Raw genomic sequence first — 25,010 nt, forward strand, 5'->3', positions numbered from 1 at the left:
GTCATCTTCTAACTTAGTCGGGCCTTACCTTTCCAGGACCCGTGGGATGAGAGGATCGTCCGGATGACTGCACAGCCCCCCGCACCGCGCCTGATCACGATCGGCGAGACCATGGCGCTCGTCGCCCCGACGGCTGCCGAGCCGTTGCTCACCGCCCAGGACTTCCGCCTGGGGATCGGCGGCGCCGAGTCGAACGTCGCGGTGCATGTCGCCGCGCTCGGGCATCCGACGGCGTGGGTGAGCGCTCTCGGTGACGATGTGCTCGGCGAGCGCGTGCGCGCGGCGATCGACGGCTTCGGCGTCGACACGCGCTGGGTGGCGACCGATGCGACGGCGCCCACCGGGGTGTACTTCAAGGATCCCGGCCGCGGTGTGCAGTACTACCGGGCCGGGTCGGCGGCGTCGCGGATGCGCCCTGCCTCGCTCGATGGCGTTCCGCTTGAGCAGGCCGAGATCGTGCACATCTCGGGCATCACCCCCGTGCTGTCGGCGTCGTGCGCCGAACTCGTCGATGCGGTGCTCGACCGCATGGCGGATGCACCGGGCATCGTCAGTTTCGATGTGAACCATCGTGCCGCGCTGTGGTCGGCCGCCGAGGCAGCCCCTGTTCTGCGGCGGCTCGCCGAGCGCGCCGACCTCGTCTTCGTCGGTCGTGACGAGGCCGAGACGCTGTGGGGGTGTGAGACGGCGGCGGATGCCAGGGCGCTCCTCCCCGGTGTACCGACGCTCGTCGTCAAGGACGGCGACGTCGGCGCGACGGAGTTCTCGGATGCCGGTGAGGTGTTCGTCCCGGCGATTCCGACCGAGGTTGTCGAGGTGGTCGGTGCGGGGGATGCCTTCGCGGCCGGTTACCTGGCCGCGCTGCTGGCCGGTGCTTCGGCATCCGAGCGTCTTCTGGCCGGTCACCGGCGGGCGAGTCTGGTGCTGCGTTCGACCAGCGACCTCGGCTGAGGAGGATTACTTCGGGGCGACGCCGGCGCGACGCAGGGCGTTGCCCACGGCGATGCCGATCGCGGTCCACACCACCGGCCCTAGCACCGACACCGTGAGGTACATCACCTTCGCCCAGGGGTCGAGGGCGTCCATGTGCGCGGCGAACCACACCACAACGGCGACGATCACGCCGATCACGAACGCCGAGACGAAGAAGCGCCAGCGCCCCCAGGCCTTGTAGCGGGTGAGCGCTGCCACGCCCTCCTGGATCGCGCCGAACAGCAGCGCGGTGCCGATGAAGCGCAGCGCCCAGACCGGGTTGAATGCGCTGGCGATCAGCGCCGCGAACACGTGCGTGATCAGGGCGACCAGCGGGCGTCGCAGCACCTCCTGCGCGATGATGCCCGGTAGCACGTGCGACCCCAGCACCAGCCCGTACAGGTACGGAGCCACGGCGAGCACGCCCAGCGTGACGGCCCCGGCGATGCCGCCGAGAATGCCCGTGGCGACACCGATGGCGGCGCAGACGAGGAGTGTGCGCGTGCTCAGAGCGGGTCGGGATGCCACCCTCTCAGGCTACCGGCACGAGGGGCGCGAACCCGTCAGGTGTTGGGCCAGCGCACCTGCGCGCCGGGAACGTCGTTCTTCTTGAGGTATCGGGCGATGTAGGGGCAGTACGGCACGATCGTGTCGCCGGACGCCGCGGCGTCGGTGAGGGCTTCGCCGGCGAGCCGGCCGGCGAAGCCGCGGCCCTGGAAGGCATGGTCGATCTCGGTGTGCGTGAAGCGGATCTCGCCTGGGCGCCGTTCGAACTCGGCGAAGCCGGCGAGGACGGTGTCGGAGTGGATCTCGTAGCGTGAGGCGTCATCGTTGCGGGTGACGGTCAGTTCGGGCATGGCTCCTCCTTCGATGTCCCACCCAACCTATGCCGGATCCGGGGTGGATGGGCTGTGGAGGGCATCCGCGGTGTCTGTCGCGCTGGCTACGCTGGAAGCATGCCGCAGACCCCTCGTGACCCCTATGAGGGGCTGCCGTACCCGGACGAGCCGTGGGACACCGAGCCCGGCGATCCCTCCGAGCCGATGGACTGGGAACCGCCGGCCGACGGCTGGGAGCCACCGCTCGACTGGGGAACCGCGCCGATGACCCCGGCGGCGCCGCCGGCGACGGTGGCGACGGTGGCGACGCCGGCTCAGCATCCGACGGCAATCGATGCGCTGCGCACCGTGTTCGGTTACGACGCGTTTCGCGGCGACCAGGCGGCCGTCGTCGAGCACGTCATCGCCGGTGGCGATGCGGTCGTACTGATGCCCACGGGTGGCGGCAAGTCGATCACCTACCAGGTGCCGGCGCTGGTGCGCGAGGGCACGGGGCTGGTCATCAGCCCGCTCATCGCGCTCATGCACGATCAGGTCGATGCGCTGCGCGCCAACGGCGTGCGCGCCGCCTACCTCAACTCGACGCAGTCGATCGACGAGCGCCGCGAGGTCGAACGCGCCTACGTGTCTGGCGAACTCGACCTCATCTACGTCGCCCCCGAGCGCCTGTCGTCGCCGCAGACCACGCAGCTGCTGCAGCGCGGCGTGCTCAGCGTGATCGCCATCGACGAGGCGCACTGTGTGTCGCAGTGGGGGCACGACTTCCGCCCCGACTACCTGGCGCTGGGCGATCTGGCAGAGCGGTTCCCCGGTGTGCCGCGCATGGCGCTGACCGCCACCGCCACCCGCGCCACGCACCGTGAGCTCACCGAGCGCCTGCACCTCGAGCGCGCTGAGCACTTCGTGGCGAGCTTCGACCGTCCGAACATCCAGTACCGCATCGTGCCCAAGGTCGATCCGCGCAAGCAGCTGGTCGAGTTCATCCAGGCGCAGCCCGCCGGCGCGGCGGGCATCGTCTACGCCCTCAGCCGCAAGTCGGTCGAGCAGACCGCCGAGTATCTGGCATCCCGCGGCATTGAGGCGCTGCCGTACCATGCCGGACTCCCCGCCGAGGTGCGTGCGGCCAATCAGGCGCGCTTCCTGCGCGAGGACGGCATCGTCATGGTGGCGACCATCGCGTTCGGAATGGGCATCGACAAACCCGATGTGCGCTTCGTCGCCCACATCGACCTGCCCAAGTCGGTCGAGGGCTACTACCAAGAGACCGGTCGCGCCGGCCGCGACGGTGAGGCGTCGGTCGCATGGATGGCCTACGGGCTCGGCGACGTCGTGCAGCAGCGCCGGCTGATCGAGCAGAGTCCCGGCGACCGCACGTTCAAGATGCGCATGGGGCAGCACCTCGACGCCATGCTGGCGCTGTGCGAGACGGTGACGTGCCGCCGGCAGAATCTGCTGGGCTACTTCGGGCAGGACAGCGGGGCCTGCGGCAATTGCGACACGTGTCTGCAGCCGCCCGATACCTTCGACGGGCTCGTGCCGGCGCAGAAGCTGCTCTCGACGATCGTGCGGTTGAAGCGTGAGCGCAACCAGGCGTTCGGCGCCGGGCAGCTGATCGACATTCTGCGCGGGGCCTCGACCGATCGCATCCGCAAGATGCGCCACGATCAACTGGCGACCTACGGGATCGGGGCCGACCTGTCTGATCAGGACTGGCGCAGCATCGTGAGGCAGCTGCTGGCCCGTGGCATCCTGCTCGCCCAGGGAGACTACGGCACGCTCGCGCCGGGCGAGGCGGCCGGGGGAGTGCTGCGCGGTGAGACTCCCGTGCCGCTGCGCCGCGACACGATCGGGCGCACCACCGCGACCCGTCAGCGCAAGGCGTCGGCCGCTGACGCGCTCGCCGAGGGCGACCGGGGGCTGTTCGAGGCGCTGCGCGCGTGGCGTGCGGAGACCGCTCGCGAGCAAGGGGTACCCGCCTACATCGTCTTCGGCGACGCGACCCTGCGCGCGCTTGCCGAGCACCGGCCGGCAACGACCGGGCAACTCGACGGCATCAGCGGTATCGGTGCCAAGAAGAAAGAGGCGTACGGCGATGCCGTGATCGCCGTGATCGCCGAACACTGAGTGCGAACGCGCGCCCGCATCTGTGGTGAGGTGACAACGTCGGATGCCGTCGCGACGGCATCCGATTGTGGATGCTGCACATGCGACTTCCGGAGTTGTTGTCGGAGTTCTACCGTTGGGTGTTCCCACCCCAACCGAGAGGACCCGTCATGGTCGACGCAGCCGTCCGCAGCGAATCCACCTCGAACGCCGCCGAGCACACCGAGGCCGAGCCCGCGATCGACGTGCAGCGGGTCAACGATCTGCTGATGGGCACGTGGGCGCACACGCGCCGCACGTCCCGCGAGATGATCAAGGACTCGGCGTTCTGGCGCGACGACAGCCTCGGCATGGACGCGCACCGCGAGCGCGTGCTCTCGCAGTTGCACCTGCTGGTGCAGAACAGCGCCGTGCACCGCGCATTCCCCAAGGCCTTCGGCGGTGAAGAGGACAACGGGGCGAACATCGCCGGCTTCGAAGAGCTGGTGGTCGCCGATCCCAGCCTGCAGATCAAGGCGGGCGTGCAGTGGGGGCTGTTCGGGTCGGCGGTGCTGCAGCTGGGCACGGCCGAACACCACGAGAAGTGGCTGCCGGGCATCATGAACCTCGACATCCCCGGTGCCTTCGCGATGACCGAGATCGGGCACGGGTCGGATGTGGCGTCGCTGGGCACGACGGCCACGTACGATCCCGAGACCGACGAGTTCGTCATCCACACGCCGTTCCGCGGTGCGACGAAGGAGTACCTCGGCAACGCCGCGCTGCACGGTATCGCCGCGACGGTGTTCGCGCAGCTGATCACCAACGGCGTCAGCCACGGCGTGCACTGCTTCTACGTACCGCTGCGCGATGAGAACGGCGTCGACCTGCCGGGCATCACTCGCGAGGATGACGGACACAAGGGTGGCCTGAACGGCATCGATAACGGGCGTCTCTCGTTCGACCAGGTGCGCGTTCCGCGCACCAACCTGCTCAACAAGTACGGCGACGTCGACGCCTCGGGCACCTACTCCAGCCCGATCGACAGCCCCGGCCGCCGCTTCTTCACCATGCTCGGCACGCTCGTGCAGGGCCGCGTCTCACTCGATGGGGCCGCTTCGTGGGCGTCGGCGCTCGGGCTGAAGATCGCCATCACCTACGCGACGCAGCGTCGGCAGTTTGACGGAGCCGACGGCCACGAGACCGTGCTGCTCGACTACGGCAAGCACCAGCGGCGGCTGCTGCCGCGGTTGGCCACGACCTACGCCCAGTTGTTCGCGCACGACGAGTTCCTGCAGAAGTTCGACGCCGTTTTCTCGGGCCGCTCTGACACACCGGATGACCGCGAAGACCTCGAGACCCTCGCCGCGGCGCTCAAGCCGCTGTCGACGTGGCACGCCCTCGACACCCTGCAGGAGGCGCGTGAGGCCTGCGGCGGGTCGGGTTTCATGTTCGAGAACCGTCTGGTCGGTCTGCGCGCCGACCTCGACATCTACGTCACGTTCGAGGGCGACAACAACATCCTGCTTCAGCTGGTCGGCAAGCGTCTGCTCACCGACTTCGCGGCTCAGTTCAAAGACAAGGACGCTGCCTCTCTGGCCCGCTACGCGGTTGAGCAGACGGCGGGCAGGGTGTTCCACGGTGCTGGACTGCGTCAGTTCGGTCAGGCCGTGGCAGACCTCGGTTCGACGGCGCGTTCGGTCGAGTACGGGCTGCGCGAGGAGCAGCAGCACGAGATGCTCGCCGATCGCGTGCAGCAGATGGTCGCCGATATCGCCGGGCGCCTGCGCCCCGCCGGCAAAGACAAGGTGCTCGGCGAGAAGCTGTTCAACGAGAACCAGGCCGAGCTCATCGAAGCCGCCCGCGCGCACGGCGAGCTGCTGCAGTGGGAGGCGTTCACCGACGCCGTCAACGACGTCGACGACGAGGACACGAAGCAGGTACTGACCTGGCTGCGTGACCTGTTCGGCCTGCAGCTGATCGAGAAGCACCTCGCGTGGTACCTGATCAACGGTCGCCTGTCGGCACAGCGGGCGGCATCCGTCTCGCGCTACATCGACCGGCTGTGCCGGCGGCTGCGTCCGCACGCGCTCGACCTCGTCGACGCGTTCGGGTGGGAGCCCGAGCACATCCGCGCACCCATCGCGAGCGGCGCCGAGCAGCAGCGTCAGGATGAGGCCCGTGCGTACTACGCCGAGTTGGAGGCATCCGGTCGCGCGCCGATCTCGGAGAAGGACCTCAAGGCCAAGAACAAGCGCTGAGTGCGCCGCTGTCGGCGGCCGGCGATAGCGTGAGGAGATGAGCTCATTGCACGCCGGCCCCGATGATCGATTGCGCTGCGGATGGGTCGGTGACGACGACGAGTACCGCCGCTACCACGACGACGAGTGGGGCCAGCCGTTGCACGGCGACCGCGCACTGTTCGAGAAGATGGCGCTGGAGGGCTTCCAGGCGGGGCTGTCGTGGATCACGGTGCTGCGCAAGCGTCCGCGGTTCCGTGAGGTGTTCGCGGGGTTCGACCCGCAGGCGGTGGCGCAGTTCGGTGCCGACGATGTGGAGCGTCTGATGGCGGATGCCGGCATCATCCGCAATCGGGCGAAGATCGTCGCGACGATCTCGAACGCGGCACTCGTGCGCGACATGGCCGACGGTGAGCTCGACTCCTTGATGTGGTCGTTCGCGCCTGGCGCAGGGCGGGCGCGTCCGCGCGAACTCGGAGACGTGCCCGCGGTCACGGCCGAGTCGACGGCGATGAGCAAGGCGCTCCGCGCGCGCGGGTTCCGCTTCGTCGGCCCGACCACGATGTACGCGCTCATGCAGTCGACGGGCATGGTCGACGACCACGTGGCGGGCTGCTGGCGCGCCCACGGGTGAGCCGATCGGGGGATGGGGAGTTCTCCCCATCCTGACGATGCAGCCGCGAACTTCTACGCGGGTAGTATTGCCCCGGCGCGTCGTGCATGCATAGCGGGGGGAACTTGCTAGTAGGACCGTCGAGGTCTCGGGGTCACCCGTCCGCGCTCGCCGCCATCATGCTGACGATGACAGCCGGAGGAGACCGCGATGAGAGCCCTGACGTGGATGCGCACGCACCCCAAGACTCTCGCGTCAACCGCAGGCGTCATGATCGGCGCCGTCGCTTTGACCGGCATGGCAGTGGCCTACGACGGCCTGCCGACCACGAAGGTCGACTTGAACGACGCGGGCGTGTGGCTCACCAAGTCGTCGAGCCTGCTCGTGGGACACTTCAACAACGCTTCGACGGTGATCGACGGCGGCCTCCGCACCAGCGGTGACGAGTTCGACATCGTGCAGGACGAGCAGCACGTGCTCGTCGTCGACTCGGGCAACGCCACCGTCACGGCGGTCGACCCGGCGACCGTCTCGTTGTCGGACTCGGCTCCGATCCCCGGGAACGCGAAGGTCACGCTGGGCGGCACGACCACGGCGATCCTCGACCGCACCTCCGGCTTTCTCTGGGTCACCCCCGTCGATGAGCTGTCGGGCTTCGACCTGAAGGTCGCCGACCCGGTCGCGAAGCTCGGAAAGAACGCGGATGCCACGGTCGGCCGTGACGGCACGGTCTATGCCGTCTCTGCCGAGGACAGTCTGGTCTTCAGCGCCACGATCGACCCGCAGGGCGAGATCAGCACGGCCGAGAACGGACTTCAGGAGCTCGGCAAGGGGGCCGTGCCGACGATCACCGCGGTGGGCAGTACTCCGGTGGTGCTCGACGCCACGAGCGGGGTGGTACAGACCCCGGGCGGGTTCCGTACCGAGGTCGATGGCGCTGAATCGGCGGTTCTGCAGCATCCGTCCGCCGCGGCGGATGCCGTCACGCTCGCCACGACGTCGCACCTCGTGCACGTGCCGCTCGACGGCGGCGATGTGCGCACGATCTCGACCAACGCTCAGGGCAATCCCGCAGCTCCCGTCTCGTTGCGCGGCTGCACCTACGGCGCCTGGGCGGGGTCCGCCCGCTTCGTGCGCGACTGCGTCGGTGATTCAGCCGACGTCGACGAGACGATTCCGGGCGCCGACAAGGCTGAGCAGTTGGTGTTCCGGGTCAACCGCGATGTCATTGTGCTCAACGATGTGTTGACCGGTGCGGCGTGGCTTGCCGACGAGAGCCTCAAGCAGGTTGATGACTGGAGCGTCCTGACGCCGCCGGAGGGCAACGAAGAGGACGAAGAGAACACCACCGAAGAGACGGTGGAGACGACCCTTCCCGAGCGCAGCGAGAAGAACACCCCGCCGACGGCGGAAGACGACCGGTTCGGCGTGCGTCCGGGTGGGACGACGATGCTACCCGCCGTCGACAACGACAACGACCCCGACGGCGACGTCCTTGTCGCCTCGCTGGCCGACAGCCAGCCGACGGTCGGCGACGTGCAACCGATCTTGGGCGGCGGCGCCCTGCAGATCATGACGGACGAGGATGCCACGGGCTCGGCCACATTCCGATACCAGGTCGATGACGGCCGTGGCGGAACCGACACCGCGAACGTGACCGTCGATGTACACGACTGGGACACGAACGGGGCACCCGAACCGCGACGCGTGACCAAGCTCGCCGTCGAGTCGGGTGGCACGGTGTCGTACAACATCCTGCCCGATTGGATCGACCCCGACGGGGACGACATCTACTTGCGTTCGGTGACCCCGGCGTCTGGCGACGAGGTCGACTTCACCACCGATGGGCAGATCACCTATCGTGCGGTGGCGAGCCTGCAGGGACGCAAGAAGGTCGAGATCTCGGTCGCCGACGCCCTCGGTGAGGTCTCCAGCAATTCGATCTACATCACCGTCAAGCCCCAGGGCACGATGGACCCCCGGACCAACGCTGACCATGTCGTCACCCGGGTCGGTGAGTCGGTCACCGTGTCGCCGCTCGCGAACGACTCCAGCGCCGGCCGTGAGTTGCTGCGACTGACCAACGTCGATGCGGTCGAGGGCGCCGAGATGACCCCCGACTACCCGAACAAGCAGTTCACCTTCAAGGCCCCGACGGCCGGTGTGTACTACGTGCAGTACCTGGCATCCGCCGGCGCGAAGAGCGCCATCGGCATCGTCCGAGTCGACGTGCTCGACGAGAACGAGAGCGAGCAGCCGCCGGTCGCCGTCCGCGACGTCGCGCTGCTGCCCAGCGGCAAGGAAGCGCTGATCGGTGTGCTCGCCAACGACTCCGACCCCGGCGGTGGAGTCCTGGTGGTGCAGTCGGTCACCGTGCCGCCCAGCAGCGGCATCTCGGTCTCGGTGCTCAACCACGAGACGCTGCGCATCACCGATCAGGGCGCCCTGGACGAGCAGGTGCGCATCCGCTACCGCATTTCCAACGGCACGCACACGGCCGAGGGAGACGTCATCGTCGTTCCGATCCCCGCGCCATCGAAGCTGCTGCCCCCGGTGGCGAATGATGATGAGGCCTTCGTGCGCGTGGGCGACGTGGTGACGATCCCCGTGCTCGACAACGACACCCACCCGAACGACGACGCTATGCACGTCGCGCCCGACCTCATCGAGCCGCTCGTGGATCCCGAGGTCGGCGAGGCGTTCGTCTCACAGGACGTCGTGCGGTTCCGTGCCGGCGCAGAACCCGGCACCGCCTACATCACGTACGAGGTCGTCGATTCGCTGGGCCAGAAGGACGCCGGCTATGTGACCGTGCAGATCCTGCCGATCGACGACGACCGCAATGCCGCGCCCAACCCGCGCGATCTGACCGCGCGAACCGTCTCGGGCACGACGGCGAACATCATCGTCCCGCTGCACGGCATCGATCAGGACGGCGACTCGGTCGAGCTGCTGGGGCTGGCGACGGCACCATCGAAGGGACGTGTTGTTGAGGTCGCCCAGGACCACCTCGTGTATGAGGCGTTCGATGACGCCACCGGCCTCGACACCTTCACCTACAAGGTGCGCGACCGGCTCGGCAAAGAGGGCATCGCCAGCATCCGCGTGGGAATCGCCCCGCCCGAGACGGTCAACCAGGCGCCCTACGCCGTGAAGGACGCCGTCGTGGTGCGCCCCGGTCGTTCGGTCGCGGTGCCGGTGCTGGCCAACGACTCCGACCCCGACGGCGACGAGATCGCCCTCGTCGACGGGGGACTCGAGCTGCCCGATGCCGACGGACTCACCGCCGAGGTCTCGGGCGACCGGGTCGTCATCGACGTGCCGGAGCGCGAGCTGGAGACGTCGCTGCAGTACACGATTCGCGATGCGCGCGGTGCCGAGGCCATGGCGCCGGTACTGGTCACCGTCGACGAGGACGTCCCGCTGTTGTCGCCGATCGCTCGCGATGACCGGGTGATGGTGTCGGATGTCAAGGACACGCTGAGCGTCGACCTCGACATCATCGCCAATGACGAGGACCCGGACGGCACCGCCGAGGGGTTGAAGATCGATATCGAGGAGGGCGCAACAGCGCTGCCCGGCGGCAAGGTCAGGGTCACGATCGGCGAGAAGCGGCAGTTGATCCGCTACACCGTCACAGACCAGGACGACCTGTCGTCGTCGGCATTCGTGTTCGTTCCCGCACTGAAGGAGCTCAGCCCGACCCCCAGCAGCACCACACCGGTGACGGTGAAGAGCGGCGAGACTAAAGAGCTGCCGCTGTCGGAGTACGTCACGGTGGCCGGTGGAGGGACGGCGCGGATCACCGAGGCGGCGACCGTCAGTGCGATTCACTCGGACGGTTCCGAGCTGATCAAGGATCCACACACGCTGGTGTACACGTCGAAGGAAGGCTACTTCGGTCCGGATGCGCTGACCTTCGAGGTCACCGACGGCGCCGGCCCCGACGATCCGAATGGGCGCAAAGCGACCCTGACCATTCCGATCGAGGTGCTTCCGCCCGAGAACCAGCAGCCGCAGTTCGTCGACGGGCAGATGCAGGTCGCCCCCGGCGAGGACGCCGCCTCGATCGACCTGGCGGCGTTGACCACCGATCCCGACCCCGAAGACGTCGACAAGATCGAGTACACGATCACGGGGCAGCCCGGTAGTGGCGTCTCGGCGCGCATCGAGGGAACCACGCTGTTGGCCGAGGCCGAGTCCAATGCGCGCAAGGGCACATCCACGGTCATCGAGCTGCGCATCGATGACGGCACCACCGAACCGGTGCGGGGCCGCGTGACCGTGATGGTGACGGCATCCACTCGGAGCCTGCCTGTGGCCAGCCCTGACACCGTCGAGCGTGCCGATCAGGGCGAGACGATCCGGGTGCCGGTGCTCGCCAACGACATCAACCCGTTCCCGGAGACGCCGCTTGAACTGACCGCGTCCACGCTCGAGGGCGGTCAGGGTAAGCAGACGATCGTCGGTGATGAGATCGAGATCACACCGGACTCCGACTTCGTCGGAGTGATGGTGGTGCGCTACCGGATTCAGGATGCGACCGAGGACCCGGACCGTGAGGTCGACGGCCGTGTCACGGTCATGGTGCAGGGTGTTCCAGATGCCCCGGGCCAGCCGACGGTATCGAGCATTCAGGACCGCACGGTCGTGTTGTCGTGGTCACCCCCGGCCAACAACGGCGCTGAGATCACTGAGTACACGGTCTCTTCGGTGGGCGGTAACGCGTACACGCGGACGTGCGCATCGACGACGTGCACCCTCGACGGCCTGACGAACAACGTCGAATACACGTTCCAGGTGACGGCGACCAACCGGGTCGGCGAGGGGCCCGCCTCACCTGCGTCGAACCCGCCGGCGCGTCCCGACGTGCGACCCGATACCCCGCTGGCTCCCAAGCTCGTCTTCGGCGACCGATCGCTCGATGTGTCGTGGACGGCGCCGAAGTCCAACGGTTCGCCGGTGGAGTCGTACACGCTGCAGATCTCGCCCGCGCCGCCATCAGGTTCCGCCGAGAAGACCGGCGTGACGGGAACCTCACTGGTGTGGGAGGGCCTCGAGAACGGTACGAGCTACAGCGTGCGCGTCCAGGCGCACAATCGCGCGCCCGACCCGTCGAGCTTCAGCCCGTGGTCGGTCAACGAGATTCCGGCGGGGCCGCCGTTGCCGCCCGCGCAGCCGACCACCAAAGAGCTCTCGCCCGTGGGTAAGCAGGCCCAGCTGGAGGTCAGTTGGCAGCAGCCGAACACGAACGGCGACGCGATCCGCGGTTACCAGATCCAGGTGTTCAACGGCGGCGCGCCGGGTGCGGTCGTCACGGCAGGCGCCGATGCGCGCTCGCAGGCCATCGTCGTCAACACCAGCGAGAACGGCTACACCTTCAAGGTTCGGGCCGAGAACAAGGCGGGCTGGGGCGACTGGAGTGACGCATCGGCCGCGCGTCGCGGCGTCGTCGCGCCGGAACCGCCCACCGCGGTGACAGCGACGGCAGAGGACCGCGCGATCAAGGTCGGGTACACCCAGGGTGCACGCAACGGCGCCAAGGCCACCGAGATCAGCATCCAGTACGACATCGGCGGTGGCTGGAAGAGCAACTGGGACGGGAAGACCATCGGCGGCCTGTCCAACGACACCACTTACACCGTCCGGTTGCGTGCGGTCGCGACGGTCGACGGTTCGACCTACGCCAGCGGTGCGTCCGGGGCTGCGAGCGCCAAGCCGTACGGTACGCCGCGGGCTCCCGAGGTATCAGCCAGAAATGCGGGCAGCGAGGTCGTGCTGTCGTGGAATGGCAGCAACTCGGACAACGGCCGTCCCGTGACCGTGCAGGTGAGCATCGACGGCGGCGGGTGGCAGTCCGTGTCGACGACGGACGAGCGGCGGCTGGGCGGTGGCTACAGCAAGACTCACTCGATCAAAGCGCGCGCGGTTGCTGATCCCGGAGGAACCTCACCGGAGTCGCCCACGCGGTCGGCGACGACCGATCCGAAACCGACGCCTCCGCCGGCATCGGCGTGGACCAGCCGTGGGCCTAACTCGGGCAAGTGCTCACCAGACACCTGCTACTACCTGAGATTGAACGTGAGTAACTTCCCAGCCGGCGAGTACGTGCTGACCTGCCTGGAGAACGGCGTGAAGTTCGCCGGCGGGTGGAAGCACAACGTTCCAGCGAATGGCTACGTCGACACCGGGTGCTGGCACGGCGGCTACAACAGTCAGTACGAGCTCTCGGTCCGCATCGAAGGATGGGGAACGGCCTCAGGAACCAGGTGGGACTAGTGACAACGCGACCCGAGCACTTCAGCACACAGACAGGAACGAACGCATGAGCATGACCCCCGAACAGGCCGCCTGGTTCCAGGGCACCTTCACCCGCCTCGTCGACAACGTCGACAAGGCGCTGCAGGGCAAGCGCGACGTGGTGGGGCTGGTGGTTTCGGCCATGCTGGCCGAGGGACACGTGTTGCTCGAAGACGCCCCGGGTACGGGCAAGACCAGCCTTGCCAAGGCGCTCGCCGCCACCGTGCAGGGCACCAGCTCTCGCATCCAGTTCACGCCCGACCTGCTGCCCTCCGACGTCACCGGAGTGACGATCTACGACCAGCAGGCTCACCGGTTCGAGTTTCATAAGGGGCCGATCTTCGCGTCGATCGTGCTGGCCGATGAGATCAACCGTGCCTCGCCGAAGACCCAGTCGGCGCTGCTGGAGGTCATGGAGGAGTCGCGGGTCACGGTCGACGGTGTCACTCACGAGACGGGCCGCCCGTTCCTGGTGATCGCGACGCAGAACCCCGTCGAGCAGGCCGGCACGTACAAGCTGCCCGAGGCGCAGCTCGACCGTTTCTTGATCAAGACGTCGATCGGCTACCCCGATCTGGCCGTCGCCGAGCGCATCCTCGCGGGGGCATCGCAGCGTAACCCCTCGGCGGCGCTGTCGGCCGTGATCACGACGGGTGCTGTCTCTGACATGGCCGATCTTGCCGCGACCGTTCACGTGGAGGGCGCTGTACTGCGCTACGCCGCGGAGCTTGCCGAGGCGACCCGCAACGACCCGGCGATCCGACTGGGTGTCTCGGTGCGGGGTGCCATCGCGATGGTCCGTATCGCGAAGGTGTGGGCTGCGGCGCAGGGGCGCCACTATGTGCTCCCGGATGACATCAAGATGCTCGCGCGTCCGGTCTGGCAACACCGACTGCTGCTCGACCCCGAGGCGGAGTTCGCGGGCACGACGGCCGAGACCGTCATCGCCCGGGTCCTGGAGGGCGTCGCGGCTCCGCAGGCGCGCACCGCAGCCTGATGACGCAGGCGACGGCGGCCCCGGTGGGGGAGCAGCAGGCGGGGTGGCGCGATGTCGCCGCCCTGCTCGGTGCGCGTGCGCTGCGCCGGCTGCAACTCATCGCTTCGGCCGTACGCCCTCTGGGATGGACGCTGATCGGCCTGACCGTGCTGTTCTGGGCCGTCGGCGCCGTGTGGGGCTGGCGTGAGCTGATCGTCGCGGCGTGGATGCTGGGCATCGTGCTGCTGATCTGCGCGGTGTTCCTGATCGGTCGCACCACCTATGACGTGACGCTCGATCTGGCGCGCACGCGGGTGGTGGTCGGGGAGCGGGCGATCGGCGCACTGACGCTGGCGAACCGCAGCACTCGGGCGATCCTGCCCTCGCGCGTGGTGCTGCCGGTCGGCACGGGGCGCGGCGACTTCTCAATCCAGCGACTCGCTGCGGGCGAAGAGACCGAAGAACTGTTCACGATCCCCACTCAGCGTCGCGGTGTGGTGCAGGTGGGGCCGGTCAGCATCGTGCGCGGCGACCCGCTGGGCGTGTTCGAGCGGGCGCATCGTCGTGATGAGCCGGTCGATCTGTACGTGCATCCCAAGACGGTGCTGTTCGGCGGTCAGTCACTCGGCTTCTTGCGCGACCTGGAGGGGCTTCCGGCCGCCGATCTGTCGCGTGATGACGTGTCGTTCCACGCGCTGCTCGAGTACCAGCCCGGTGACGACCTGCGGCATGTGCACTGGCGTTCCACTGCACGCACGGGCGTCATGATGGTGCGGCAGTTCGAAGAGACCAGGCGTTCACACTTCGTGATCGGTCTCTCGCGCTCGCGGGCCGACTACCGCACCGACGACGAATTCGAGCTCGCGATCTCGGCTGCCGGCTCGATCGGGTTGCGCGCGCTGCGCGACTCGCAGCCGGTGGACGTGCGCGTGCAGGGCAGGGAGCTTCCGGCGAGCACCGGCAAGCGCCTGCTCGACTCGCTCGCGCTGGTCGAGCAGTCCAAGCCCCGCGAGGGCGGTATCGCCGACCTCGCCGGTGTGCTGGCCGCCACGATGCCGTTGGCGAGCATCGTCGTGCTGGTGTGTGGTTCGAGCGTGCGCGCCGAGGATCTGCGGCAGGCGTGTGCCCGGATGCCCTTCGGAGCCAGAGCACTCGCGGTCGTTGTCGAGTCGGGGCGTGAGCAGCCCGCGCTACGCCGTATCGGCGAGGCCGACGTCGTCACGATCGGTGCCCTCGACCAGTTGCCCCTCGCACTTCAGAAGGTTCTCGCATGACCGCCCCCGTCACGCCCGCGTTGCCGGTGCGCCGCCTGGCACTCGACCTCGTCAGCGTCGGCGTGCTGCTGCTGGTCGCCCTGATCGGCTTTTGGTCGACGTTCGCCGGTCCGTCCTTCCTCATCGCCGCGATCGGCGGAGTACTGCTGGGGCTCGGCGTCGCGGCGGTGTGCGCGTGGCGGCGGTGGGGCATCCTGATCGTTTCGGGCCTGACGATCGTCGTGTACTTCGTCTTCGGTGGTGCGCTGGCTCTGCCGCACACGACCATCGCCGGGGTCGTGCCGACGTGGGACACCCTCAGCGGGCTCGCGCTGGGCGCGATCACCTCGTGGAAGCAGTTGTTGACGACGGTCGCCCCGGTCTCGGCGCACGACGGGCATCTGCTCGTGCCCTTCCTGATCGGTCTCGTGTGTGCGGTCACGGCAGCATCGCTCGCACTGCGGTTGCAGCGCGCCGTCTGGGCGCTGATTCCCGTCGTCGGCGCCATCGTGCTGGTGATCGCCCTCGGCGTTCCCCAGCCGGCGTTCCCGATCGTGCAGGGCATCGTCATGGCGGCGGTCGCCGTCGTCTGGCTCTCGCTGCGCGCCTGGTGGGCTCCGCAGGCGTCGGCTGTCGACGTCGCCGAAGCCGACCCGAGGCGTACCCGGCAGATGCGTACGCGCCGCCTGATCAGCGGTGTCGCCGTGATCGCGGTGGCCGCCGGCGTCGGTATCGGCATCAGCGCGGTGACCGAGCCGTCGCAGCCGCGTCACGTGTTCCGCGACGCGATCATCCCGCCGTTCGACATCCGCGACTACGCCAGCCCTCTGCAATCGTTCCGCAAGAACGTACGCGACCAGAAGACCGAGACGCTGTTCGCCGTCGAGGGCCTGCCCAAGGGCGCACGCGTCCGTATCGGCGCGATGGACCATTGGGACGGCGTGGTGTACAACGTCACCGATGGTGGGCCCGGTTCGTCCAGTGCCTTCACCCCACTGCGCTCGGACATGGCGCCCGAGGCGCAGGGCGTTCCCACCACGCTGCGTTTCACCATCGATCAGTACGCCGGGGTCTGGGTGCCCGGTGCCCCGGCGATCGACGACATCACCTACACCGGGTCGCGGGGCGAGCAGCTGCGGCGCAGCAGCTACGTCAACACCACCACCGACACGGCGGTCGCGACCGCCGGCCTCGAGAAGGGCGACACGTACACGATCGAGGCGATCGTGCCCGTGACGCCGACCGATGCGGAGCTGAAGGATGCGGCGTTCGCGAACGTCAAGCCGCACACGCCCGCGTACGCCCCCGAGGACCTCGCGAAGATCGCGGCGGATGCTGTCGCCGACGCCGAGACACCGATCGAGCAGGTGCGTGCGCTGGAGGTGCACTTCTCGAAGGAGGGTTTCTTCAGCCACGGTCTTGAAGGAGAGGTGCTGTCGCGGGCCGGCCACACGGCTGAGCGCATCAGCACGCTGCTCGGGGGCGATCAGCTGGTCGGCGATGACGAGCAGTACGCGGTGGCCATGGCGCTCGCCGCGGGCGAGGTCGGCATCCCGGCCCGCGTGGTGATGGGCTACTACCCGGGCGACGACCGCGCGGGCAAGGACGTGTTCGAGGCGACCGGCGACGACGTGCACGCCTGGGTCGAGGTGCCCTTCGAGGGCCTCGGCTGGGTGGCGTTCGACCCGACGCCGCCCGAGGACCAGGTGCCCAGGAACCAGAACACCAAGCCCCGGGTCGATCCGAAGCCGCAGGTACTGCAGCCGCCGCCTCCACCGCAGGAGCCGGTCGATTTGCCGCCGACGGTGCCCGACGAGCGCGAACCCCAGGACGAGAAGAACAACATCCTCGGCATCCTCGGGATGATCCTGGCCATCGCCGGACTCTCGCTGGGCGCACTGTTGCTGCTGCTGTCGCCGTTCATCGTGATCGGGGCGTGGAAAGCGGCGCGCCGCCGCGCTCGCCGCACCGCGGGGACGCCCACGGATCGTATCAGCGGCGGATGGGACGAGCTCACCGACCGCGCCATCGACCACGGCGCCCGGCTCACGCCGGGGGCGACGCGGGGTGAGGAAGCGGCCGTCGTCGCCTCGGCCGTCACGGTACCCGCGGCCACGGCGCTCGCCGACCGGGCAGACCGACAGGTCTTCGGTCCGGGCGAGCCGACCGCTGAAGAGGTCGACCTCTTCTGGCGCGAAGTGGACGAGGCGGTCGGCGGCATGCGCGCCGGCGTCGGGTTCTGGGCGCGGGTGAAGGCGCGCCTCAGCATCCGCTCCCTCGCGGGCGGCACCCGTCTGGTCGAGCGCGTGCAGGATCTGCGCGCGGCTGCTGCCGCGCGCATGCGCCGCGAACCTGGCAACATCGATACGAACCGCCCGAGCTCCGAGAGTGAGACCCGATGACGATGCTTCCCTTCGGCGAGGTCGCACCCATTCAGCGACGCGTCATCGCGTACATCCTCGACGCTCTGATCGCGGGTGTCATCCCGGTTGTGGGCGCGATCATCGTCGTCGGCATGCTGACTGCGGCGGCCACTTCAGACGACCCGACGGCAGGGGTGCTCGCGGCGACATTCGTCGTCATGCCGATCATCGGGCTGGCGCAGTTGGCCTGGCTCATCGTCTACACGCTGATGCAGGCGGGATCGGGGTCGATCGGCATGCGCGCCCAGGGGCTACGGCTCGCCTCGGCGCGGGACGGCGAACCGATCGGCTTCTGGCGCGCGCTGCTGCGCAACATCGTGTTCGCCCTGGCGGGCTCGATCGTGGTCGGGTACTTCTCGCCGCTGTTCGATGGTTCGGGGCGGTATCAGGGGTGGCACGACAAGGCGGCGGATGCCGTGATGCTGAACGCCCGCGCGGCGGTGCCGGAGGCGTCCCTGAGCACCATGGCGATGCCCGTTCCCGAGACCGGCGCCCCGCTGCCCCGGCCCGGTGCCGGGTTCGCGACCCCGCCGATGCCACCGATGCCCGCTCCGCCGCTGCCGACAGCCTCGGTCGGCCAGCCGATCGCGCCGGAGTCGTTCGCGCGTCCCGCGTCGTCGGATGCGGCAGCACCCGGCGTTCCGGAAGAGACCGTCGTTGCTCCGCACCGTACTGAGGCGTTGCCCGATGACCCGCTCATCTCATTCGTGCCCGGCGTGACACAGCAGCCGCCCGCGGCGCCCTCAGCACCGCCCGCGACCGCAGCACCCCCAGTAGCGCCGAGGCCCGCAGCGGCCCCAGCACCGCCGGCGCTCGCAGCCCCGGCCACTCCGCCGACCCCTACCGCGCCCGCTTCCGATTCCGCGCCCGCTCCCGCCCCGGCGCCCGAGCAGTCCGTGGCATCCGCTCCGGAGCCGGCGTCGTTCCACGCCGAGGGCGATCTCGACTCGACCCGTATCAGCATCCCCGGGCACCGGCTGGTGTTCACCTGGGATGACGGCCAGCGCGCGACGGTCTCGGGCCGCACGCTGTTCGGACGCAACCCCGAGGCCGAATCCGGCGCGGCGGTCGTCGCCGTGCGCGACGAGACGCTCTCGCTGTCGAAGACGCACTTCGAGGCCGTAGCCGAACCGACCGGCGGCTGGATCATGGACCGTGAATCGACCAACGGCACCACCGTCGTGCGCGACGGTGTGCGCATCGCATGCCCTCCCGGGCAGCGGATCCCGGTACGGCTCGGGGATGCGATCGAGATCGGTGACCGCATCGTCACCATCGGCGGTTTCGCATGACCGCACCGCTGACGGTGGTCGCCGGTTCATCCACGCATACCGGCCGACGTCGAGCGCTCAACGAGGACTCCTCTCTGGCGTGCGCGCCGGTCTTCGTCGTCGCCGACGGCATGGGCGGACACGAGGCGGGTGAGCGTGCCAGCGCCGCAGTCACGACAGCGTTCGCTGCGCTGATCGGGCGCGAGGCGCTAGGTCTCGACGACGTACGTCAGGCGCTCGCGCGTGCCCGCGGGGCGGTCGATGCCCTCGTCACGACGACGTCCTCCCGCGCGGGTACGACGCTCAGCGGTGTGGTGATCTCGTCGGTCGACGGTCTCGGCTACTGGCTGGCGTTGAACATCGGTGATTCGCGCACGTACCGGTTCGCCGGTGGTGAGCTGGAGCAGATCACGGTCGATCATTCGGTGATCCAAGAGCTCATCGATGCCGGCGAGTTGACGGCCGAGACGGCCATGCACGACACCCGGCGCAACGTCATCACCCGCGCGATCGGGGGCGGTAGCAGCGGAGACGCCGACTTCTGGCTGTTCCCGGCCGATGCGGGTGATCGGATGCTGGTGTGCTCGGACGGTCTCACCGCCGAGGTGCCCGATGCACGCATCCGCGAGGTGCTCGCGCAGGAGCGCGACCCGCAGCGCGCGGCGGCCGTGCTCACGGCCGAGGCAGTCGAGGCGGGCGGACGCGACAACATCACGGTCATCGTCGTCGACGCGACGGCGGTGGCCGCACGACCGGGGGCGGTCGTGCTGTCGGATGAGGTGGATGAAGCCACTCGTCCGCGTGAAGTTCTGAACGGAGGGGCTCGATGACTCATTTCTCATATCGATCCGGTACCTGGCAGGTCGTCGTGGAGGACGGCGGCGTGGTCGCCGTCCCGGGCGACGTCGCGATCGATCGCGTCGTGCGCCTGACGCGGATGCTGCAGCAGGGCACCCCGGCGCTGACCGACGTCATCGATGTGCTCGCTGCCGGCTCCATCGCCTCGCTGGGCTCGTTCGCCATCGCGCTCACACCGGGAGGTTCCGTGCGGTTCGCCGTGCGCGGCTCTGTCTCGGTGAGCATCGAGGCAGAGACGGGCACCGAGAGTGTCTCGGGTGCGGATGTCAGCACCTGGAGCGAGCGTTTCGTCGTCGACCCGAAGGGGTTCGCTCTGACGCTGGAAGAGGCGCGCGGCCACACGGCGCTGCCGATCCGCTCCGGAGTGGTGCTCGCCGCGTCCATCACGACGGGGCAGGACGCCCCCGCAGAATCCGTCGTTGCCACGGCGGATGCCACGGGCGCAACATCCGCGCCGGCATCCGACGTTGTGGCCTTACCCCCGGCGCCGGTCGTCGCCGCCGACGGCGCGTACGCGCAGCACACCCTGATCCCGGCGGAGTACACCTTCGGCTCGGAGACCGAAGCGCTTCTCGGGGCGGATGCCGCAGACGAACCCGCCGCTGATGAGCCCGCCACCGAGGATGCGCCGGCCGCGCCCGTGCCGGCGGTCGATGCGGCTCCCGTGCCGGAGGCACTGTCGGATTCGGCGCTCGAGCAGACGATCCACAAGGCACCGACGCCCCCGCCGCCTCCGGCGCACGTTGTCGATTCGACGCCTCCGGCGCCCGGTGTCGCTTCGCCGCCTCCGGCGCCCCCTGTCGCTCCGCCTCCCGCGCCGCCCGCGCCCGCGGCATCCGCTCCGTTCCCGACCATCGCCCCGCCCCTGCCACCGGCACCGCCCGCGCCGTCCGCGCCGGTCGGTCTCGGCGACCACGACGGGGCGACGATCTCGCTCGCCGAGGCGCGTCGGCTGCGCGCCGAGGGGAGCCTTGCGCCCGCCGACCCCGAAGCGCCGACCGAGATGATCCCGACAGTTGACGAACCCGCGGCCGCACACGGGACGGCGCGGCTGTCCACCGGCCAGGTCGTCGAACTCGATCGCACCGTGATCATCGGGCGCCGTCCACGCACGACGCGTGCCAGCGGTGAGTCGATGCCGCACCTCGTCGCGGTCGACTCGCCGCAGCAGGACATCTCGCGCAGCCACCTCGAGATCCGCCCCGAGGGCGACTCGGTCGTCGTGATCGACCTGCGCACGACCAACGGGTCCACACTGATCCGGCCTGGAACCGACCCGGTGCGCCTGCACCCGGGTGAGCCCACCCTGGTGCTCGGCGGCGACGTCGTCGACCTCGGCGACGGCGTCACGGTCACCTTCGAGGGGCTTGCATGAGCAGGCCGCCGTCCGTCCCGCCCCAGCTGCCGGGGTTCACGTTCGTCCAACCGCTGGGGGCCGGCGGCTTCGCCGATGTGTTCCTGTACGAGCAGCAGATGCCGCGCCGTCGCGTCGCGGTCAAGGTGCTGCTCGCCGACCGCATCACCACCGGCGCCGCGCAGGAGTTCACCGACGAGGCGAACGTGATGGCGATGCTGTCGACGCACCCCGCGATCGTCACCATCTACCAGGCGGGCGTTGCCGGCGACGGACGCCCGTACCTGGTGATGGAGTATTGCCCGCGTCCGAACCTGCAGGTGCGAGCACGCAAGGAGCCGTTCTCGGTGGCCGAGGCGCTGCGCGTCGGCATCCAAGTAGCGGGTGCGGTCGAGACCGCGCACCGCGCCGGCGTGCTGCACCGCGACATTAAGCCGGCGAACATCCTGGTCACCGAGTACAACCGGCCCGCGCTCACCGACTTCGGCATCGCCTCGACCGCCGGGGCCGTGACCGAGGCGGCCGGGATGTCCATTCCATGGTCGCCGCCCGAATCGTTCGCCGAGCCGCCGCGCAGCGGACCCCGCACCGACGTGTACGCGCTCGGCGCCACGGTCTACACGCTGCTGGCCGGGCGCTCGCCGTTCGAGCGGCCGGGGGAGCGCAACACCAGCGCCGATCTGATCGAGCGCATCGAGCGGATGGCGGTGCCGCCACTCGGACGCCCCGATTCCCCGGCCAGCCTGCAGGCCGTTCTCGAGCGCGCCATGGCGAAGAAGGCCGATGACCGCTATCCCAGCGCCGTCGCCTTCGCCCGCGCCCTGCAGAAGGTGCAGATCGAGCTCGCCCACTCGGTCACGCCGATCGACATCGTCGACGAGCACCACGCCGGTGACGACCACGAGGATGACGACGACGGACTCACGCGCGTACGCGAGGTCACGTCGATCCAGCCGAACGCCCCCGGCGAGACGCGCCCCTCGGCAGCCACCGAACCCCGCTATCAGCCCGTGCCCGAGGCGCCGCGCTTTGACAGTCCGCCCGCGGCGGTGCCCCTCGAGCAGACGCAGGTGCGCGCGCCCGCCCCCGTGGCGCCGGAAGCCGATGATCGTACGCAGTTGCGTGCGCCGGCCGTGGTGTCTCCGACGGGCCCGGCCGCTCCAGCGGCGTCTGCCGAACGGCCCGCGGCCCACGCCGCCGACGGGGCTCCCGCGGCGGCAGAACCGGCACGACCACGGCGACGCGGCTGGATCGGCTGGACCGCCGCGGCTGTGGCGGTCGTGGTACTCGGCGTCTTCCTGGTGTTCAGCGATGCCATCACCGGCGCGCTGATCCCCGCACCGCAGCCCGTGGCATCCGACGAACCGCAGCCGCAGGACGTCGTGTCGAAGATCGTCCCCCCGGTCGACGATGTGCAGGGCACGCGGTCGGGTGACCAGGTGACGTTCTCGTGGGTGAACGCCGAACCGCAGGACGGTGACACCTACATCTGGCAGCAGGTCACGCTCGACGGCGGTGAGTCGCCGATGAGTACCGAGACGACGACGGTGACGCTCGACGGCGCCCATCCCGCGCGCACGTGCATCGAGGTCACGCTGGTGCGCAGCGATGCCAGGGCATCGCAGCCTGTTCGGGGGTGCGTCGATTGAGTACTGTGACGATCGAGTTCGCGGGGGAGTACTTCACGGTGGAGGCGGACTCGTCATTCACCGTGGGGCGCGAGGGCGACCTCGCGCTGGATGAGAACCTCTACCTGCACCGGAACTTCCTCGAGATCGTGCACAACGGCGACCTGTGGTGGCTGGCGAACGTCGGCAGCCGGCTCACCGCGACGGTGACCGACTCCCAGGGCGGGGTGCAGGCCTGGCTCGCGCCCGGGGCGCGGCTGCCGCTCGTCTTCGAACGCACCACGGTGGTCTTCGCCGCCGGGCCGACCACGTACGAGCTGACCGTGCACGCGGCCGAGCCCGCATTCCGGGCGACGCGTCGGGCCTCAGACGGCGACGGCGTGTCGACCATCGGTGAGGTGCCGCTGACCGAGAGTCAGAAGCTGCTCATCCTGGCGCTCGCCGAACCGCAACTGCGTCGGGACGGCACCGGCATGAGCGAGATCCCCACGACGGCGAAGGCCGCGGAGCGTCTGGGCTGGACCGTCACACGGTTCAACCGCAAGCTCGACAACGTGTGCCAGAAGCTCGACCGCGTCGGCGTGCCCGGTATGCGGGGCGGCCAGCGCAGTTTCGCCACCAACCGCAGGGCTCGACTGGTCGAGCATGCCGTGGCCACGCGGCTGGTGACCCGCGCCGATCTGACGATGCTCGATGCGCCCCAGGCCGACCCCGAAGGAGAACTGGAGTGATCTGGGAGATCGACGACGGCGCGAAGGCCATCGAGGGGCTTGACGCGTACGGCCGCGCCGACCCCGCCTACGCCGCCGCGCTGGGGCTGCGCCCCGCGCCGGGCGGGCGCCGCGCCCTGGCCGCACTGATCGAGGTGTGCATTCTGCTGGTGCTGGCACTCCCCGGTGTGCTGGCGATGGCACCGGTCGCCGTGCGGGTGGCGTCGGGCGATGCCGACCTGGAGCGGATGCTGGCGCGGGCCGAGTTCGCATGGCCGATCACGGCGATGATCATCTCGAGCGTCCTGGTGACGATCTTCGTCGTGGTGCAGCTGTTGCTGCACGGCCGTAAGGGTGTCACGGTCGGCAAGGCTCTCTGCGGCATCCGCACGGTGAACGTGCGCACGCTGGAGCGCCCCGGGTTCTGGCGCGGCGCCGTCGTGCGGTACCTGGTGCTGAGCGCGTCGTTCCTGATCCCGCTGCTCGGACCTCTGCTCGTCGTAGCGTTCTCGCCGCTGTTCGACAGTGAGCGCCGCGGTCGCGGCTGGCTCGACCAGGCGGCGGCGACTTGGCTGGTCGACACCCGGCAGGGGCTGAACCCCTACGACGTCAAGCGCATGCGCATCGCCCGCAAGACGCTGAGGACCCCGGAGCACAGCCAGAAGCCCGCGCTGCCGTCGCTGGCGACACCGGTGGACCGCGATGCGCCGTCCGAGTACATCCCCACGGGACGATTCTCGGGCGGAGTGATCGGCGCGCACCGCACCGCCTCCGCCCCGCGGACGGGGGAGGCCGGTGCGATCCCGCCGGGCGCGCCGGCCCCTGTATCCACGGACGCTGTCTCCGCGGCCCCGGTCTTGTCGGATTCTGGGGCGGGCTTCGCACCCGCCGCACCGTCGGGGATGGTGGATGCTGTACCCCCGCCGCTCGCATCGGGGCAGCTTCTGGACTCGTTCGCCTCGCGGGCATCCGATGCGCCGGCACCGGCAATGCCTGCCGCTGCGCCGATTACACCGACCGCCGCGCCCGCTGCGCCACCCGCCCCGGTGCCGGCACCCGCCCCGGTGCCGGCACCCGCCCCGGCGCCGGCACCCGCCGTGGCCAGTCCTGCCGAGGCCGCGTCTGCAGCATCCGACCCCACGCCGAGCGGTGCGGTCAGCGCCGCCCGCGCCGTGCTCGTTCTCGACACCGGCGTACGCGTCGAGGTGCGCGGCGCGACACTGCTCGGTCGCGGCCCCGCACCGGTCGCGGGCGAGGGGCCGGTGCAACTTGTGCCGGTGCCCGACGACACGCTCTCGGTCTCCAAGACCCACCTGGCGTTCCTGCCCGCACGGCGGGGAGTGCTCGTCGTCGACCGAGGATCCACCAACGGCAGCAGCCTGCTGCGCGCCGGCGGCGAGATCCCGCTGACACCCGGAGACCCGACACCACTGCAGACCGGCGACATCGTGCGCTTCGGCGATCGCTCGCTGAGCGTCGAGCGCGCATGAC

16 protein-coding genes are annotated in these 25,010 nt (G+C 69.5%); 14 read left to right on the forward strand and 2 right to left on the reverse strand.

Features of this window, described 5'->3' with window-relative positions:
- The first annotated feature begins 63 nt into the window (after positions 1–63).
- Positions 64–951: a sugar kinase gene (locus PTQ19_RS01745; protein ID WP_274368218.1), complete on the forward strand. Its 888-nt coding sequence runs from the start codon at positions 64–66 to the stop codon at positions 949–951.
- A gap of 6 nt (positions 952–957) precedes the next feature.
- Here PTQ19_RS01745 and PTQ19_RS01750 read toward each other — a convergent pair whose 3' ends face one another.
- Positions 958–1,500 (reverse strand): ECF transporter S component, encoded by a 543-nt coding sequence (locus PTQ19_RS01750; RefSeq protein ID WP_179409242.1) that lies wholly within the window; start codon positions 1,498–1,500, stop codon positions 958–960.
- A 35-nt stretch (positions 1,501–1,535) separates the two neighbouring features.
- Complete coding sequence (locus PTQ19_RS01755) at positions 1,536–1,829, reverse strand: GNAT family N-acetyltransferase (protein ID WP_179409241.1); 294 nt, start codon at positions 1,827–1,829, stop codon at positions 1,536–1,538.
- 99 nt (positions 1,830–1,928) lie between these two features.
- Between PTQ19_RS01755 and recQ the strand changes: the two genes are divergently transcribed.
- From recQ to PTQ19_RS01820, 13 genes are all read left to right on the forward strand, one after another.
- Positions 1,929–3,935, forward strand: a complete 2,007-nt coding sequence (gene recQ, locus PTQ19_RS01760) for a DNA helicase RecQ (RefSeq protein ID WP_274368219.1) — start codon at positions 1,929–1,931, stop codon at positions 3,933–3,935.
- Positions 3,936–4,084: 149 nt separating this feature from the next.
- Positions 4,085–6,154 carry an acyl-CoA dehydrogenase gene (locus PTQ19_RS01765; protein ID WP_274368220.1) on the forward strand — a complete coding sequence of 690 codons (2,070 nt, stop codon included), beginning with the start codon at positions 4,085–4,087 and terminating at the stop codon, positions 6,152–6,154.
- A gap of 37 nt (positions 6,155–6,191) precedes the next feature.
- Positions 6,192–6,767, forward strand: a complete 576-nt coding sequence (locus PTQ19_RS01770) for a DNA-3-methyladenine glycosylase I (RefSeq protein WP_274368221.1) — start codon at positions 6,192–6,194, stop codon at positions 6,765–6,767.
- A gap of 189 nt (positions 6,768–6,956) precedes the next feature.
- On the forward strand, positions 6,957–13,025 hold the full coding sequence (locus PTQ19_RS01775) for an Ig-like domain-containing protein (protein ID WP_274368222.1): 6,069 nt from the start codon (positions 6,957–6,959) through the stop codon (positions 13,023–13,025).
- Positions 13,026–13,071: 46 nt separating this feature from the next.
- Positions 13,072–14,043: an AAA family ATPase gene (locus PTQ19_RS01780; RefSeq protein WP_222445112.1), complete on the forward strand. Its 972-nt coding sequence runs from the start codon at positions 13,072–13,074 to the stop codon at positions 14,041–14,043.
- Complete coding sequence (locus PTQ19_RS01785; RefSeq protein ID WP_274368223.1) at positions 14,043–15,296, forward strand: DUF58 domain-containing protein; 1,254 nt, start codon at positions 14,043–14,045, stop codon at positions 15,294–15,296. The genes PTQ19_RS01780 and PTQ19_RS01785 overlap by 1 nt, the downstream gene beginning before the upstream one ends.
- Entirely contained in the window at positions 15,293–17,677 is a 2,385-nt protein-coding gene (locus PTQ19_RS01790) for a transglutaminase-like domain-containing protein (protein WP_274368224.1), read from the forward strand. Before PTQ19_RS01785 ends, PTQ19_RS01790 begins: the two co-directional genes overlap by 4 nt.
- Entirely contained in the window at positions 17,674–18,990 is a 1,317-nt protein-coding gene (locus tag PTQ19_RS01795) for an RDD family protein (protein ID WP_274368225.1), read from the forward strand. The genes PTQ19_RS01790 and PTQ19_RS01795 overlap by 4 nt, the downstream gene beginning before the upstream one ends.
- Complete coding sequence (locus PTQ19_RS01800; RefSeq protein ID WP_179409232.1) at positions 18,987–19,799, forward strand: PP2C family protein-serine/threonine phosphatase; 813 nt, start codon at positions 18,987–18,989, stop codon at positions 19,797–19,799. Before PTQ19_RS01795 ends, PTQ19_RS01800 begins: the two co-directional genes overlap by 4 nt.
- Positions 19,796–21,202, forward strand: coding sequence for an FHA domain-containing protein (locus PTQ19_RS01805; RefSeq protein WP_274368226.1), 1,407 nt, complete (start codon positions 19,796–19,798; stop codon positions 21,200–21,202). Before PTQ19_RS01800 ends, PTQ19_RS01805 begins: the two co-directional genes overlap by 4 nt.
- Positions 21,199–22,830, forward strand: a complete 1,632-nt coding sequence (locus PTQ19_RS01810; RefSeq protein ID WP_274368227.1) for a serine/threonine-protein kinase — start codon at positions 21,199–21,201, stop codon at positions 22,828–22,830. Before PTQ19_RS01805 ends, PTQ19_RS01810 begins: the two co-directional genes overlap by 4 nt.
- Complete coding sequence (locus PTQ19_RS01815; protein ID WP_179409229.1) at positions 22,827–23,540, forward strand: hypothetical protein; 714 nt, start codon at positions 22,827–22,829, stop codon at positions 23,538–23,540. The genes PTQ19_RS01810 and PTQ19_RS01815 overlap by 4 nt, the downstream gene beginning before the upstream one ends.
- Positions 23,537–25,009 carry an RDD family protein gene (locus tag PTQ19_RS01820; protein WP_274368228.1) on the forward strand — a complete coding sequence of 491 codons (1,473 nt, stop codon included), beginning with the start codon at positions 23,537–23,539 and terminating at the stop codon, positions 25,007–25,009. The genes PTQ19_RS01815 and PTQ19_RS01820 overlap by 4 nt, the downstream gene beginning before the upstream one ends.
- The last annotated feature ends 1 nt before the right edge of the window (position 25,010 follow it).

The organism is Microbacterium esteraromaticum (genome assembly GCF_028747645.1).
Lineage (GTDB): Bacteria > Actinomycetota > Actinomycetes > Actinomycetales > Microbacteriaceae > Microbacterium > Microbacterium esteraromaticum_C.